The sequence below is a fragment of the Paraburkholderia sp. GAS448 genome (genome assembly GCF_050435685.1).
Lineage (GTDB): Bacteria > Pseudomonadota > Gammaproteobacteria > Burkholderiales > Burkholderiaceae > Paraburkholderia.
Window position 1 is genome coordinate 143,020 of sequence record NZ_JBNDKT010000021.1, and the last position, 15,017, is coordinate 158,036.

The following is a 15,017-nucleotide window of genomic DNA, read 5'->3' on the forward strand; positions in this document are numbered from 1 at the left end:
TCCTGCCTTGGATCAGCGTGTTGCGTTGCGCGTGAAGTCTGCGATGTGCAGTCTCACGAAGTCGTACATGCTCATGGGTTTGCGGCCCGTGAGTTCGAACAGGTCGTTCGTCATGCGGTCGTATCGTCCCTGAGCGTGCAGGTCGGCCATCACGGCCAGATGATCGACGACGTGAGCGGGAATGCCGAGTTCGCGCAATTCGTCCGACCACGGCGCGACAGGCACATTGCGGTAACGGATGGGCCGGCCGAGCGCGTCCGAAAAGACGCGCGCGGCGTGCTCGAGATCGGTTGATTCGAGGCCCGTCAGGTTATAGATCTTGCCAATATGCGGCGCCGGGTCTTCGAGAATCACCGATACGGCATTTGCAACGTCAACGGCTGAAATGGGCGAAGTCTTGCTATTGCCGAGCGGCAGTGCGAGTTCGTCGTTGTCGCGCACGCCGGCTGCGCCAAGCGTCAGGAAGAAGCTCTCGAGAAACGCCGTGGGCCGCACCGTGACGACGGGCAGCCCCGACCACTGCAAAACCTGCTCGGCAAGCCAGTGCAGCTTATGCTGGGGGCTGTCGGTGGTCTCCGTGATGCTCATTTCCGTGACTGTCATCTGCGACATGTTCACGATGGCTTCGACGCCATGATGACGCGCCACGGCAGCAAAATTGACGGTTGCTTCGAGATAGGCCGCAGAGACGGACATGCCGAAATAGACGCGCGAACAGCCTTCGATTGCGCGGTGCATCGAGGCGAGATCGGTCAGATCGCCGACCATGACTTCGGCGCCAAGACGGCGCAATTCGTCAGCGCGTTCGTCTTCTTTGCGGACCAGCGCCCGCACTTTATAGCCCTTCGCGAGCAATGACGTTGTCACGTTGCGGCCAATGCCACCAATTGCGCCTCCGGCGCCCGTCACGAGAATGGGCCGATCATGAGCAGGTTTCGTTGTCATATCACATACCTTTCAAGGGAGAGACTTCACTTTATTTATGTATGCATATACACACGTCTGTATGAATATGTGCGCTATGCATACGTCGATCAACGCGACGATCGGGTCATCATCCGCGTGCGCCTTGCAGAAAGCCGAGCATTGTCTTCGTAACCAGCTCGGGCTGCTCCTCCTGGATAAAGTGCCCACTGTTTTCTACGTCGACGGCGCTCATATTGACCGCCTTTTCTCCGACGACCATTTTCATCCACTTGTATGCGGGACCGCCCATCACGAGAACGGGCATTTGCAGCTGGCCATAATCCTTGTTGTCGCTGACGTCCTGAGGGAAGGCCTGATACCACGCGTTGCCTGCGCGGATCGCGGCGGCGCTGTCATAGGCGTGCTCGTACACGGCGCGGTCGCGCGCGTCGACTGCTTGCTCATTCACAAGAAAGTAGTGGAAGAGCCAGTCCTGTTCAAGCCGGACGCGGCCTGCCAGCAGCTTCTCCGGCAAACCTCTGACCTGATTGAACGCGAACCACCACAGGTTCGGGCGCGCCGAACCCAGCCTGTCACCGTATGCGCCTTGGGCGGGTAGAAGCGGAAAAGTCTGCAGGCTATCGTCGGGATGCGGAAACTCCATCATCACCAGCTTGTCGGTGGCTTCCGGATAGTTCTGCGCGTAGGCGAACGCCACAGCCGAGCCGATGTCGTGTCCCGCGATCGCAACTTTGTCGTATCCAAGCGATTGCGTCAGTTCATGGATATCAGCGGCCATCGTTTTCTTGTCATAGCCGTCAAGGGGTTTCGACGACGCGCCCATGCCGCGCAGATCCACCACGATCACGGTGTAATGCTCGGCGAGCGCCGGCATGATCTTGTGGAAGGTCCACCACGTTTCGGGCCAACCGGGCAGCAACACGAGCGGCTCGCCCTTGCCGCCGACCACATAATGCAGCCGTACGCCGTTCACGGTTGCATAGCCATTTCTGAATCCGGGCAGCGACTTCACCAGCGCACCGTCCGAGATGTCGGTCTTTGCGGCCGCGGGCTTGCGCGCATGCGTTGCGACGGGTGCATCCGTTGCTGACGTCTGCGTGTAGCCGGGCGAGGCGGCCGCCATCAGCGCCGCAACGACGATGCTCGCGCAGCCGGTCCTGATCATTGCTTTCAAAGCAAATCCTCCTTCGATAGGGGGCAACTCGAAGTTGCAGATCATGCAGCGTGGGTGCGCAGATCGTCGGAACCCTGGTCGTTGACGATCATCGGGTGCGAAGCGCGTTCGTGAACATGCGCGGTCGGCGTACGGTCGATCATCAGACTCAGCAATTCGGGGCGGTTGTAGTGGCCGGCCGAGTCCATCAGCATCTTGCGGCGGTCGATTTGCGTGAAGTCGAGATCGACGATCACTTCGCCTTCACCCGAGCGAAGCGGCTCGGCCATCAGCATGCCGTCAGGAGCGACGATCGTGGTGAAACAGCCGCCCGAGATCGCACCGATTCCACAACCGGTATCTTTCATGATTTGTGCCTGCTGGTCCGCGTCCAGCCACGCCGTTGCATTGACGACGAACGCGCCGGATTCGAGCGCATGCTGGCGGATGTTGATTTCCATGCGCTGGGTAAAGCCCTCGCCAAAGGCGGAACCCGGGTACATCGCCGAATGGATCTGCTCGCCGTCGGCGATCATCGCGTAGCGGGCGAGCGGGTTGTTGTGCTCGAAGCATGCGAGCTGGCCGATACGGCCGACTGCGCTGTCGACTGCACGCAAGCCCGAGCCATCTCCCTGGCCCCAGATCATGCGTTCGAAATGCGTCGGCGTGATCTTGCGGCGGCGCTGGATCAGCGTACCGTCAGCATCGAAGAGCAATTGTGTGTTGTACAGCGTGCCGCCATCGCGCTCATTGACGCCAATGGACACGACCATGCCGGCCCTTCGCGCGGCTTCGCCGATCGCGTCGGTAGCAGCGGACGGCACAGTCACAGCCTGTTCGAGCAGGCGCAGATGTTCGGTGCCCGACAGAAGCTCGATGCCCGTCTGGACGGCCGCAAAGTAAGGGTAATAAGGCACGACCGTTTCGGGGAAGGTGGCGAACTGCACGCCTTTCTGGCCGAGTTCGTAGATCTTCTGCACGACCTTGGCGACGGTTGCTTCACGGCTATAGAGCACCGGGCTGAACTGGACGGCGGCGGCTTTGACGACTTTCATGACAAACTCCTTGACTAGGGGGAGGGGTACCAGGCGTTGGTCAATCTTGCATATGCAACATCGACCGAAAAACTTCAGACCATGCGCAGCGGCAATTTGCGCGCGATATTCATGAGCTCATGGGCGCCGCTTTCGCCGAGGAGGCGCGTGGCGTGGCTCTGTGCAGCCGACCACCTGCTCGCGGCGTTTTTGAGCAGCGCCTTGCCTTCGTGCGTGAGCGAGAGAGGGCGGCTTCGACCATCGCTTGCCGGGACGCCCTCGGCAACCCAGCCCTGCGCGATCAGCGGCTGCAGATTCCTTGTCAGCGTCGAGCGCTCGTGATGATTCCGCCGGCCCAGATCTGAGCGGCTAACAGGCCCGAACTCCGCGATCTGCACGAGCAATGAGAACTGCGGCGCCGCGATGCCGAACGGACGCAACGCATCGTCATAGACGGAAGTCAAGACGCGGGAGATCTGCCGGGCGCGCGTCAGCAGACAATTGCGCGCGATCTGGCTGCTCAGCGGTTCATCCGCGGTGCGGTCCAGTTCAACGGTTCCGTTCGACTCGTGTTGCATATGCACTACCTCGGTAAGCCCAGTTTTTGCGGTGCGGTGTTTTGCTCGCGATGGGCGTATTTGAGCGGATGAACGTATCCCGCTTGTGTCCGAAAGTCGGTTGTGTGTAAGCGTGCGTATCCCTATCTGTTGTAGATACGTTGAGATACAAAAAGGCAGTGCGGGGAAAGAGGGAGGGAAATGACGAGGGCTGCGGCGTGATGATCTCGCGAGGCCTCAGCCGCCGTTGCGGCCTGACTCGGCTTCTATATTCTCCGCCGCGGCACGCGAGAACCGCATTTGATATTCACTCGGCGAGAACCCGGTCTTGCGCTTGAACAATTGCCGAAATGTGCTGGTATCGCCATAACCGACCCGCTGACTCACCGCCTCAAGCCCAATTGGCCGCGTTTCCAGCAACTTTTTCGCGACCTCGATGCGCAGATTCTGCAGATACGTCAACGGTGCGAGCCCGACGGCTTCCTTGAAACGGCGATTGAGCGTGCGTTCGCTGACAGCAAGCGATGCCGCCAGATCGCTCAACCGGAATCCCTGCTGCAACGTAGCCTCCATTTGCTGCTGGGCGCGCGCGACGAGCGTGTCGGTATGCCCATGTTCGTCGAGAAGCGTTGCAAAGGAAGCCTGCGAAGTCCGGTTCATGTCGATCAACAGCGCCTTCGCGGTCATCGTGGCGAGTTCTTCGCCGGCGAATGTTTCGACGAGCCGCACCGCGAGATTCAGATACGACGTCACGGAGCCGCCCGAGATGATGCCGTCTTGCGCGATCAGCAGTTCCTGTGCGCGAACTTCGACACGCGGATAGCGGCGCGCAAAGTCCGCGGCTCTCGCCCAGTGCGTCGTTGCGGCGCGGCCATCCAGCAGGCCCGCCTCGGCGAGCAGGTAGTTGGCCGTGCAATAAGCTGCCAGCACGGCACCTGCCTTGCGTTGACGCCGCAGTGCGGAAGACAGCGCGTTCAACTGCTCGCGGCGCCCGATGAACTCGTCGATGTTCGAGAAAAACGGTGCCGTCAGCAGAACGGCGTCCGCCCGTTTGCGCGGGTCGATCTTGCCGTCGACGTGAATGGTCTGGCCCGACGCAGCCGTGACGGGTTGCCCGTCGAGAGATTCCACGCGCCACGCAAACACCGGCGCGGATGTCGCGCCCGGTGCAGCCTTGCGCGCATGGAACTGATTGGCCGCGCTGAAGACGTCAACAGGGCCCGCGACGCCGGACGCGAGGATTCCGTCATAGACCCAGATGCGGACGATGGCCATTGCGTGTCTGAAATTCCCTGAATAATGGCGATGCTGCCACTTCCGGCCGCACGAGTAAACCCCGATCATGGCCACATCCAATGACCTGAAAGCAGGAGCAGCACCATGCCAATGATCGATGCACTGTGGCCCGAAGACGCCTTGACGCCCGAGGCCGAAGCGCGCCTCGTCAAGGAACTGACCGACATCCTCATCGAGGCGGAAGGGTACGATCCCGCCAATCCGATCGCACAGCGTGTCACCGTGTTCCATCTTCATCGGCCTGCTGCGATCTACATCGGCGGCGAACGCACGAACACGATACGCTACCGGATCATTCCGTCTGCACCCGAAGGGCAATACACCGACGAATCGCGTCGCTCGCTCGTCAGAAACGTCACGGAAGCGGTGGCGCGCGCGGAGAACCGGCCGTTCGATGACGTCGCGCCGCGCGTCTGGGTCTTCCCGACCGAGATTCCGGATGGCGCCTGGGGGACGCGCGGCGCGATCTGGATGCTGCCCGATATTCATGCGCTGCTGGCGGGCGAGTCTGAGCGCGGCGCGGGCGTTGGACGCCTCGCGCGACGCCGCCTCGAAAAGGCGCGCATCACGCTCGAAGCAGCGCTCGATGCCGCTAGCGCAGGCATGACGAGCAAACCGTAACTGGAGCGCCCAGCATGAAATTCAACGACACAGCCCCCATGCTGGTGCCCGCAGGCGGTCCGCCGCTCTGGCTGGCCAGGCTCGCCGAAAACGCGACGCTCGAAGCCACCGTCCTGAAGCGTCCGATCGAGGGACGCGCCGATATTCTCTCCGTGATCAAACACGCGGTCTCGCTCTACGAATTCCAGCATCACAGCTACAAGGGCGAGATCGGCAATGGTTTGTACATGGAATCCTATCGGTCGCAGATCCAGGGCGTGCCGATCGAAACAGTGGTCGTCGCGCATCTGAACGAACAGGGCGAGACGGATTCCGTGGTCATCAACCATCGCCCGCTCAACGCAGCGCTGCTGTTTTCGAAACGGATGTGGGAACGCGTCGATGAGCGCTTCCGCGATTGCTATCTGACGGGACCAGAAGCCGCAGCGCTGAATACGGCATCTGGTGTGGCCTCGCGCCAGCCTCCTTGTATTGAAGAGTTGCCGTAACGAACGATCTATCGATCGAAGCAGTGAGGATTTTGCAATGACTGATGCACTTGATGGCGTACGCGAACACTATCGCGCGATGCATAATCCAGGCGGAGGCTCGCGGCAGCCTTCAGGCTGATGCGACAAGAACAGGACATGATGAAACGCCTTTTTCTTAATTTGACAACAGCCTCTGTGCTGGTCGCTTCTGCTGGAGTCTCCATGGCGCAAACCACTCCGATGCCAACCACGCCAACCACGAAGATATTGGCGATTGGCACCTTTCCACCGGGCACGGACATGCAACTTGTCCAACACATTCTTCCGACCGAAGTTCGCGAGACGGCGCAGCTCTACCTCGAGGGCAAGATTGACCAGTGGTATTCACTGCAAGACCAGGCTGGGGTGGCGTTCATCCTGAACGTTACGGACGTAAGTCAAGCGCATGAAATGCTCGAGGCACTTCCCTTGGGGAAAGCGCACTTAATGACATTCTCGCTTCTCCCAATAGGCCCACTGAAGCCGTTGAGTAAGCTTTTGAATCCGCCTTCCCCCCAGTAGAAAGCGCTAGAGCGTACCGGGCTGCTGCGCCGCCGGTTTTCTTGAAGAGGCGGGGAACGCGGGCAGATTATCTCGCCGTTGTGGTTTAGTTACCTGGAAGTTACCGGATTATATCGGCGCGGACTGCTCATGGTGTCCTATGGCCCGTCACCATCTGATGCGCGTGACGATGAAGGTGGGATCGATCGTAGCGCAATTGTTTTAAGTCCTTGTCAGGATCAAAGATGAAGCTTTATTACTCGCCGGGAGCATGCTCGCTTGCGTCACATATCGTCGCACGCGAAGTCGGTATCGCAATTGAACTCGAAAAGGTGGACATTTCGTCGGTGGAAAGCCTGTCCCAACCGTACCGGAATCGATTCCGCGTACGGGTTCCCAACCATGAACGCAGGAGACAACCATGACCTTTGACGGTTCTGCCATCAAGGCACTGCTGGACGATGCAGTCTCGAAAGGTGTTGTTCACGGTGTTGCGGCGGTCGTAGCCATTACGCCGCGGGCGAGGCAGGCCCACAAACGATGTTCCGCAACGCGTCGATGACGAAGGCAGTGGCCACTACCGCGGCGCTGCAATTCGTGGAGAAGGGGCAGCTAAGCCTTGATGCCACCGTCGAGTCGATTCTGCCCGAGTTCGGTCAGTTGCAGGTGCTGGAAGGCTTCGACGGCGAGAAGCCGCGTTTGCGGCCTCCTGCCAGCGGAGCCACGGTGCGCCAACTGATGACCCACTCGGCAGGCCTGGGCTATTTCTTCCTCAACGAAAAGTTGATGCGCTACCACGAGCTCACGGGGGAGCCCAACCCTCTCACGGGGCTGAAGCGCAGTCTCTCTGTACCACTCGTCAGCGACCCCGGCGCGGCCTGGGAGTACGGCACCAACGCGGACTGGCTAGGGCTCATTGTCGAGAAGCTATCTGGACAGAGTTTGGGCAGCTATCTCAAGCAGCATGTGTACGGGCCGCTGGGGATGAACGACTCGACATTTGCGCCCAGCGTCGAACAGCGTGCGCGGCTGCTGCGCGTGATGCAGCGCCAACCTGACGGCACGCTCGCGCCTTCAGCGCCCGATCTGCCGCCGACCTCCGAATGGGACGCTGCCGGCCACGGATCGTACGGCACGGTGCAGGATTACGGCCGCTTTCTCCAGGCATGGCTCAACGACGGCGCTGGCATCCTTGAGTCGGCGACTGTACAGATGGCGCTGCAAAACCACCTCGGGGATATCAGGCTCCCCGATCTGCTGAAATCTACGGTGCCTGAACTGTCGAACGATGTGCCCGCACTTCCGGTGCCGCAGGGCTGGGGTCTCGGCTTCCACCTGACGCTCGCCGATGTGCCGGGCATGCGCAGCAGCGGGACCGGTGACTGGGCCGGCGTCTTCAATTCCTACTATTGGATCGACCGCACCAAGGGCATCGGCGGTGTGTTAATGACGCAGCTGCTGCCCCTTCTTCGATATGCCTGTCATCGAGACACTCATTGGCTTCGAGACGGCGGTGTACCAGCAGGTGGGTGCGGTCGTACCAGCGGCTTGACGCCAGGGTGTGAGCGCGGCGAGCGGGACCGACCGCCGTGCTCAGTCTGGTGCGGTCGAGGTCAGCCTTGGTAAGTGACCGCTCCTGGACCGTCAGTTTAGGTGGTCAGGTGTCCGGCTTGGGTCGAGGCCGTGTGAAAACGCATGCTGAATGCGGCGTTCTAAAAAATCGACCCTCCAGATCGCGCCGTATTGGCTTGGCAGCAACTCAGAAAGGGTAAAGCGACACCCGAAAACCGAGTACTTTTGCGTTTTCACACGGCCTCGGTCGCGTGCCGCCGATCGCAGCCTAGCGACGTTGAAGCTGTGTATGCCAATTGCATGAGGCAGCACCCGGCCAGGAACGGTCGTTCGGCACTCGTTCGCGAATAGTCGACAATCGTTGCCCTGAGACCGCCCTACCGGAACATGAAGGCCGAAGGGTGTGAGCGAAACCGCTCATGCGCGATGGATCTGTACGGGCGCCTGCGAAAAAGGCGCCTGTACCTCTGAGGAGATTCGCAATTCGATTCGCTTCGCGGATTAGGCAGACGGCCTGTCAGGTCAGCGCTTTTCTGACTTTCTCGATCAGGTCGTCTGTCTTCTCGATGACGATCGGGAAGCCCTTCACGTCGAGCACGTTACTCCGAACATCGATACTAAGCTGCCCATCGACGAGCTTCATGTCGAACAGCTTCGCCCGCTCCCCTAATATCTGGCGGGCGGTACTGGTGACATCCTGCTCTGAGCCCCCTTCTTTGAATTTGACGAATGCTGGCGCGACTGCCCCCAAAAGCATGTCTCGCAACGCCTCTGCCTCCCGGATCGGGGCTGTATTCGCTGCGTATGTGATGCAACGTGCGATGTCATCGTAATTTTTTGCAGCATCGAGCCATTCAATCTGGTCGATATGCTCAGCTTCGTCTGCAGCGGCCGTCGGCTTTTCTTGACTCGTGAATTGGTCCGCCGTTACATAGTAAGACTCGATGGAACCCTTGCGTAAAATGAAGCAACCCGCGCTCTCAAGCAAATCCAGAAGTTTGGAAAGCCGGTTTTTTATCTTGACAATCACTCCAGCGCTGTCGAAGGAGGAGATCGTCGTGTCATTGAGGGCAAATAGAGTCGCGAAGAAGGCACGGCGTTTGACGACAGCGACATCCTCACCCTCTTCCCGGTTGACCCAATATGGATGTTTTTCCGCGTGGGCAGCCGCAGCATCCCAATGTGCCGTCACAACTGCGCAAAAGTCGTTGTAGATCGACTTGGCCAACGCCAGCGCGGAATCGGCACCCATGTCAACTGCCTTTGAATTGGCGGCTGCGTTGTTCATCAGAAAACTCGACGCGAGTTCAAGGCTATCCGCAAGCGCATCAGCATCAGCAAGCACCGCTGGGTCTTTGCCCATCATCCGAAGCAGCTTGGCCACTACTGGTATCTGCCCCTTCCCGATAACCGGCAGCAATTGCGAACCTGCGGCCTCGAGGTTAGCATCCATTTTCCGCGCGAGCGCGCTGCAAACGATCACGTCTGATGGGCCCTCGACGAGAAGAGGGCGTCGAGAGAACAGCGATAGCTTGTGCTCCTGCCCCAGACGAGAAACGAGACCTTGGATCTTTTTGCCTTTCAGCTCCCCCGCGTCTGCTGGAATCTGTACCGGTGGGAATTCGCGGTCGTAGCAAAAGACGAGAGACAGCATATCTTCTGCCTTCGCGATCTGTACCATCTCAGTCGAATGGGTTGCAATCACAATCAGCTTCTTGTTGTTCCCCTGCGCAGGGATGCCCGCGACTCGCAGGATTTCGGCGAGCAGAAATGCCTGCAGTTGCGGATGTAGGGAGACTTCAGGCTCATCGATGCAAAGTGCACCGACCTCATCGTCATATAGAGCGGCCAACATACCGACGAGGTGCAGAAGCCCCGACGCCTCACGGCTTGACACATACGGTTCCGAATTGACGTCAAGCCGGGCAAACTGTGGCTTCAGCATTCCGCCATCCCATTCCACCAGGATATTTCTGCGAAACAGCTTGCGAAGGCGTTCCTGCACCTTCACTAGAATATCCACACGTTCGGCTAGCGCGTAGAAGTCTCCGCTAAGGCCTTCCATGGCATGGCGCCTGTTCGAATCGCTCTTCGACCCAAAGTTCGCGGTGTCGTACTGGAGATTGGACCAGCCGCTAACGTCGGACCGGAACTGCTCAAATAAACCCATTCGGCCGGCCGAGAGGTAACGTACCCGCTTGCCCCCAGCGAATGGCTGTAGCGCTGTCTTCATGTTTCTCAGCAATTGTGTCTTCCCGGCCCCGTTCGGCCCGAGAAGCACGGTCAACCCTCGATGCAGTGCGACTTTTCTTTGCGCAGAACCTGCGACGGTCTCGGCCGTGAACGTCAGTTCGATTGGAAACTCCATATGCAATTAGCGGCGATAGCCGCCCCCCGTGCGTGTATTCCCACGTTGCGATGATCAAGTGCAGACTGGGAAAAGTTAAACTCCAGACGTTGGTCGTCAGAGGGCCGTTTTTCGCCCACTGAGACTACTTTATTTTAAAGCGGAGCGAGGCATATGACTTTCGGGGTAAAGATTGAACGACCATAAGCGTTCGAGAAGTGATGACGACAGTGGGTTTGCATCGAAGCGTGACGCTGAGAGGAGGTAACCACCCATCCCCCATGCCTTGTGAGTTCGCAGCAGGCTGGTGTTGCTGAGTAAATGACCGCTATGGAGTACGTGCGGTGACCGCTTCGGGTCGAACTGGGACCTTCAAAGTTGCGTCTAGATGCGACAATGCCGACTTGACATCGGCTCTGTTGTAAAGCATAGGGTTGCAGTTCGTGGGTGAAGCATATCCCTGCACTTGATGCAAAAATGTACTTCCTGTTTCATGTCCACTGCGTTCTCCGTTACGTTGATGAGGTTGACGGAGGGCTGTAAACGCAGAAGGTCCCGTCCGTCGCCGGCGGGGCCTCTGAAGTTGCGTCGTGTTTCGCTAGCACAACTTCCAGACAACCCGCCGAAGCTGGTGGTCGTGGTGGTGGTAACAGCGGTGATCGCAAAAGGAAACAGCTCGATGTCGGTGACGACAATGGAGCTTGGGGAATTTCGTCAACCGCAAACGACACGTCATTGAGTTTTTAACCCGTTCAACCAGAAGACCGGCCACACAAAGGGCAATCGAAAATGAACAAGCGCAAGTTTCTGACCAGCGCCGCCGTGCTAGGCGCTGCGGCATCATCCGCGTTCGGCCAGAAGAACGTCGCTCACGACGCGTGTGCGGCATCGCCCGTGCTGCTGACCGTCAGCGGCGCGATCAAACACAGCAATCGAGGCCCGCTCGATCCAGCGCTCGACCAGCTGCTCGCCAAGCATCTGGTGAAGTTCGACGAAGCCTATACGTTCGATTTCCCGTCGATCGCGGGCATGTCCCGCGTGACGATCAAGCCCACGCTCGAATACGACGCGAAGCCGCACACGCTAAGCGGGCCGCTCCTTTCGGATCTGCTCGAGCGCGTCGGGGCGCCTGGCTCGGGCGACACGAAGATCGTGCTGCGAGCCATCGACGGTTACGCAGTCCAGACGACACTCGACACGGTGCGCGCCAACCGTTTCATCGTGGCGACACATCTGGATGGCAAGCCGTTGTCGTTGGGTGGTCTGGGTGCGCTATGGGCGGTTTATGACGCTGACCGTATCCCCGAACTGGCCGCGAAGCCCTTGAAGGAACGGTTCGTTCTGTGTCCGTGGGGCATGTACCAGATCCAGGTCAATGCAGCGTGATCAACGAGGTGCGCTCCACGCAGTGTGATGCGGGCCGCGCGCTGCGCTGCCCTTACATGCGGTCAACCGACCGTGGCCGGTCGGCCCGGTTCGGCGAGCGCTGCGGCTGAAGCCGGGAACAGGACCTCGATGGCGAGGCCACGGCCACCGATACCCGTGCCAGCATCTTTGCCAACTCGGCAAGGCGGGCGTTTTCCCATACTTCCACTTCATGAGTGGCTTGCCGGTAGCTCGCCACGAGTGCAACCCCCCACACCAGCGCGATGCTCGTGAAAACCAGCAGCATCAGACGGCCGCGTATCGAGGCGAGCATCACACTTTCTCCACGACGTAGCCAATCCCGCGCACGGTCCTGATCAGGTCCGCGCCCAGCTTCTTGCGCAGGTTGGAGATATGGACTTCTATCGCATTGCTTTCGATTTCCTCCTGCCATCCGTACAGGCTTTCTTCAAGATATTCTGCTTAAGGTTCCCTTCAGGCGGACTCGCTACCATCGGCTCGTCTTTGATCGACATGAAGCTGTGTGGAAGCTGTGTGCGAAACACGCGTTCGGATGTCGTCAGAATGCAGCAAGGTAAACGAAAGCACGTTCGAACCACAGACACGCGCTAAACAGGTCATGAAGTCATCCACCCGGGAAATGCTGCGAGCGTATCTCACGACTGCTTCGCTTGCAGTCGCGGCCATCGAAGCGCCCGTTCTGATCGCGCTTTTCCTGTTCGGTATTTCCGCAGAAGCATTTCAATCTACCGCGTTTCGGCTGGGTGCGTGCGCGCTCGTCGTCGCTGCCGTGCTGGGGACAAGACGGCTGGCTTGTCTCGCGTTCCGATCGGCCCTGAAGAACAGGTATGCTACGGTCTTTGGTGCGGACGGCGATTCCATTTCCGTGTCGCCGCACCTTCCGGGGCGCCAGCTCGTCATGCTTCATCTGCGCTTTAGCCGCAGGCTGTTCGAACTGGCTCCTTTCCAGAATATGCTGTCCGGGTGTGTGTCGCTACGATCGCTGCGGTCGTGACGGCGGGCGCGACAAAGCCGGACTCTGTTGAACATTCAAGGACTTGTCATGGTAGATCTGCGAGAGCGGCTGGACCCCGCTTACGATGGCGTAGCGCGCTTCCTGCACTGGATCGTGGTTCTTTTGATCGCGGCGCAGTTCGTGATCGGCTGGACCATGCCCGACGTGCACCGCGATACGAAGCCGGTGGGGTTGATCGCGTGGCATCTGGGCGTCGGCGCTGCACTGATCGCCGCGATGGCTGTCAGAATCGTCTGGCGGTTCACTCACCGGCCACCGCCCGGCACGCTGTCTCCCGCGATGAGCCTGATCTCGCGGATCACGCATTTCCTGCTGTATGCCGCGCTCGTCATCGTGCCGGTGCTCGGATGGGCCAACGCTTCGTCGCGTGGCTGGGCGGTCAGGCTGCTGGGCGTATTGAACCTGCCGGCGCTGATGCCTGCGGGATCCACCGCGGGACACGCCGCGGGCGATATTCACGGTGTGCTCGCGTGGGCGCTTTTCGCGTTGATCGTCATGCACGTCGCCGCGGCACTGTTTCATCGCTTCGTTCTCAAGGACCGCGTTTTGCAGCGGATGATGCCGTAGGGCACGATTCCATGAATACGCTGCTTTTGCATACCCGTCGTTCGACGGTTTCGCGGACGGGTCGCGATGACTGACAGACACCGCGGCCATCGCCCGCTTCAGCGCGCGCTGATCATTACGGCGGACGACTTCGGCCTCGATCCCCGTGTCAACGATGCGGTGGAGCGGGCCCATCTGCATGGCGTGCTGACGGCGGCGAGCCTGATGGTCGCGGCGCCTGCCGCGCGCGACGCGGTCGAACGTGCGCGGTGTTTGCCCGATCTGCGTGTCGGTCTGCATCTGGTGCTCGCTGACGGGGCGTCCGTTTTGCCGCACAGCGCGATTCCCGCGCTCGTCGATGCAGAGGGCCGGTTCGGCGGCAATATGGTGCGCGACGGCTTTCGCTTCTTCTTTTTGCGGCACGTGCGCGAGCAACTCGCGCTGGAGATTCGCGCGCAGTTCGATGCGTTCGCGAAGACCGGGCTGCGGCTCGATCACGTCAATACACACAAGCATTTTCATCTGCATCCGACGGTGCTTTCGCTGATGCTCGACATCGGGCGGGAATACGGCATGAAGGCCGTGCGTCTGCCGTTCGAACCGCACGCGCCGTTCTGGCTCAGGCCGTGGATAGCCCTCGTTCGGGCGCGCCTTGACCGGGCGGGCGTGGCGCACAACGATTACGTCGTCGGGATCGCCGGCACGGGGCAGATGGACGAGGCCGCGATGCTGGACGCGATTGCGTCATTGCCGGCCGGTGTCGGCGAGATCTATTGCCATCCGGCGTCAGCGGACGGGGGCGCGCTTACACCAGCGATGCACGCCTATCGCCACGCCGACGAACTCGCTGCCTTGCTTTCGCCGCGGGTGGCTGAGGCCATCGCCGCCGCGGGCGCGACCTGCGGCGGGTTCGCTGATGTGTTTGCCGAAACCGTGCAGGCGTCATGAAATGGCTGCAGTTGACCCGGTCTGCCTGTCGGCATCGCACGCCGGATTGCGCTTGTCCTGCATGAGGACATCGGCGATGTCGCGCCAAACGTAAAGGGTAGTTTTCTTCAATACGCGGGTGGCCTGCGTCCCATACCTTCGGTCCTTGACTGTTTCGATAGAAGGTAATGAGGACGTTCAATGAACATTTTTCTTTCGATGGCGGGGTTCGCGCTGGCCTCGTCGATTTCTCCTGGCCCTGTCAATATCGTGGCGCTGGGGGCCGGTGCGCAGTACGGATTCAGCGCGAGCATCCGGCATGTGACGGGCGCGACGGTGGGCTTTGTCCTGCTGCTTCTGCTCACCGGCCTGGGGCTGCACGAACTGTTGAGCCGCTGGCCCGATCTGACCCATGCAATCCAGTGGTGCGGCGTGGCGTTTCTGCTTTTCATGGCATACAGACTGGCCGTCGATGACGGCAGACTCGGCGCGGACAAGGCGGTGAAAGGCGGCGCGATCAAATCTGAAGTGCAACACCTTCCTCGTGTAAGGTGCGCACATGCAAAAAAGAAGAACGTATCAACAGCTTCAGCCTGAAGAGCGCA

15 protein-coding genes and 3 pseudogenes are annotated in these 15,017 nt (G+C 59.9%); 10 read left to right on the forward strand and 8 right to left on the reverse strand.

What is annotated here, in order from left to right; translation table 11 throughout:
• Window positions 1-12 precede the first annotated feature (12 nt).
• The 5 genes from P3T23_RS30830 to P3T23_RS30850 all read right to left on the reverse strand — a co-directional run bounded on the left by P3T23_RS30830 (window position 13) and on the right by P3T23_RS30850 (window position 4,946).
• A complete protein-coding gene (locus P3T23_RS30830) occupies window positions 13-945 on the reverse strand; it encodes an NAD(P)H-binding protein (RefSeq protein WP_429319868.1) in 933 nt (310 codons plus the stop codon).
• A 109-nt stretch (window positions 946-1,054) separates the two neighbouring features.
• Window positions 1,055-2,092, reverse strand: coding sequence for an alpha/beta fold hydrolase (locus P3T23_RS30835; RefSeq protein WP_429319892.1), 1,038 nt, complete (start codon window positions 2,090-2,092; stop codon window positions 1,055-1,057).
• 50 nt (window positions 2,093-2,142) lie between these two features.
• Window positions 2,143-3,135, reverse strand: coding sequence for a carbon-nitrogen hydrolase family protein (locus tag P3T23_RS30840; protein ID WP_429319869.1), 993 nt, complete (start codon window positions 3,133-3,135; stop codon window positions 2,143-2,145).
• Window positions 3,136-3,209: 74 nt separating this feature from the next.
• Window positions 3,210-3,692 carry a MarR family winged helix-turn-helix transcriptional regulator gene (locus P3T23_RS30845; RefSeq protein WP_429319870.1) on the reverse strand — a complete coding sequence of 161 codons (483 nt, stop codon included), beginning with the start codon at window positions 3,690-3,692 and terminating at the stop codon, window positions 3,210-3,212.
• Between the two features lie 216 nt (window positions 3,693-3,908).
• The gene (locus P3T23_RS30850) at window positions 3,909-4,946 is read right to left on the reverse strand and encodes a GlxA family transcriptional regulator (RefSeq protein ID WP_429319871.1); all 1,038 of its coding nucleotides are present in this window, start codon (window positions 4,944-4,946) and stop codon (window positions 3,909-3,911) included.
• A gap of 105 nt (window positions 4,947-5,051) precedes the next feature.
• Here P3T23_RS30850 and P3T23_RS30855 point away from each other — a divergent pair, with 105 nt between their 5' ends.
• From P3T23_RS30855 to P3T23_RS30875, 5 genes and pseudogenes are all read left to right on the forward strand, one after another.
• Complete coding sequence (locus P3T23_RS30855) at window positions 5,052-5,588, forward strand: tautomerase family protein (RefSeq protein WP_429319872.1); 537 nt, start codon at window positions 5,052-5,054, stop codon at window positions 5,586-5,588.
• A 14-nt stretch (window positions 5,589-5,602) separates the two neighbouring features.
• Window positions 5,603-6,076: a hypothetical protein gene (locus P3T23_RS30860; RefSeq protein ID WP_429319873.1), complete on the forward strand. Its 474-nt coding sequence runs from the start codon at window positions 5,603-5,605 to the stop codon at window positions 6,074-6,076.
• Window positions 6,077-6,214: 138 nt separating this feature from the next.
• Complete coding sequence (locus P3T23_RS30865; protein WP_429319874.1) at window positions 6,215-6,619, forward strand: hypothetical protein; 405 nt, start codon at window positions 6,215-6,217, stop codon at window positions 6,617-6,619.
• Between the two features lie 224 nt (window positions 6,620-6,843).
• A pseudogene (locus tag P3T23_RS30870) lies at window positions 6,844-6,939 on the forward strand (glutathione transferase GstA); the annotation flags it as partial.
• Between the two features lie 199 nt (window positions 6,940-7,138).
• A complete protein-coding gene (locus tag P3T23_RS30875; RefSeq protein ID WP_429319875.1) occupies window positions 7,139-8,224 on the forward strand; it encodes a serine hydrolase domain-containing protein in 1,086 nt (361 codons plus the stop codon).
• A 463-nt stretch (window positions 8,225-8,687) separates the two neighbouring features.
• On the opposite strand, the gene P3T23_RS30880 is transcribed toward P3T23_RS30875, so the two are convergent.
• Window positions 8,688-10,538: an ATP-dependent nuclease gene (locus P3T23_RS30880; protein WP_429319876.1), complete on the reverse strand. Its 1,851-nt coding sequence runs from the start codon at window positions 10,536-10,538 to the stop codon at window positions 8,688-8,690.
• A gap of 768 nt (window positions 10,539-11,306) precedes the next feature.
• Between P3T23_RS30880 and P3T23_RS30885 the strand changes: the two genes are divergently transcribed.
• A complete protein-coding gene (locus P3T23_RS30885) occupies window positions 11,307-11,903 on the forward strand; it encodes a molybdopterin-dependent oxidoreductase (protein ID WP_429319877.1) in 597 nt (198 codons plus the stop codon).
• A gap of 52 nt (window positions 11,904-11,955) precedes the next feature.
• On the opposite strand, the gene P3T23_RS30890 is transcribed toward P3T23_RS30885, so the two are convergent.
• Both P3T23_RS30890 and P3T23_RS30895 read right to left on the reverse strand, forming a co-directional pair.
• Window positions 11,956-12,216, reverse strand: coding sequence for a hypothetical protein (locus P3T23_RS30890; protein WP_429319878.1), 261 nt, complete (start codon window positions 12,214-12,216; stop codon window positions 11,956-11,958).
• Window positions 12,216-12,356 (reverse strand): annotated as a pseudogene (locus P3T23_RS30895) (winged helix-turn-helix domain-containing protein); the annotation flags it as partial. The gene P3T23_RS30890 and the pseudogene P3T23_RS30895, both read right to left, overlap by 1 nt.
• 166 nt (window positions 12,357-12,522) lie before the next feature.
• On the opposite strand from P3T23_RS30895, the gene P3T23_RS30900 reads away from it, so the two are divergent.
• The 4 genes and pseudogenes from P3T23_RS30900 to P3T23_RS30915 all read left to right on the forward strand — a co-directional run.
• The gene (locus P3T23_RS30900; protein ID WP_429319879.1) at window positions 12,523-12,918 is read left to right on the forward strand and encodes a hypothetical protein; all 396 of its coding nucleotides are present in this window, start codon (window positions 12,523-12,525) and stop codon (window positions 12,916-12,918) included.
• Between the two features lie 48 nt (window positions 12,919-12,966).
• Window positions 12,967-13,506, forward strand: coding sequence for a cytochrome b (locus P3T23_RS30905; RefSeq protein WP_429319880.1), 540 nt, complete (start codon window positions 12,967-12,969; stop codon window positions 13,504-13,506).
• Between the two features lie 66 nt (window positions 13,507-13,572).
• Window positions 13,573-14,433 (forward strand): hopanoid biosynthesis-associated protein HpnK, encoded by an 861-nt coding sequence (gene hpnK, locus P3T23_RS30910; protein WP_429319881.1) that lies wholly within the window; start codon window positions 13,573-13,575, stop codon window positions 14,431-14,433.
• A 180-nt stretch (window positions 14,434-14,613) separates the two neighbouring features.
• A pseudogene (locus P3T23_RS30915) lies at window positions 14,614-14,937 on the forward strand (LysE family translocator); the annotation flags it as partial.
• Window positions 14,938-15,017: the final 80 nt, after the last annotated feature.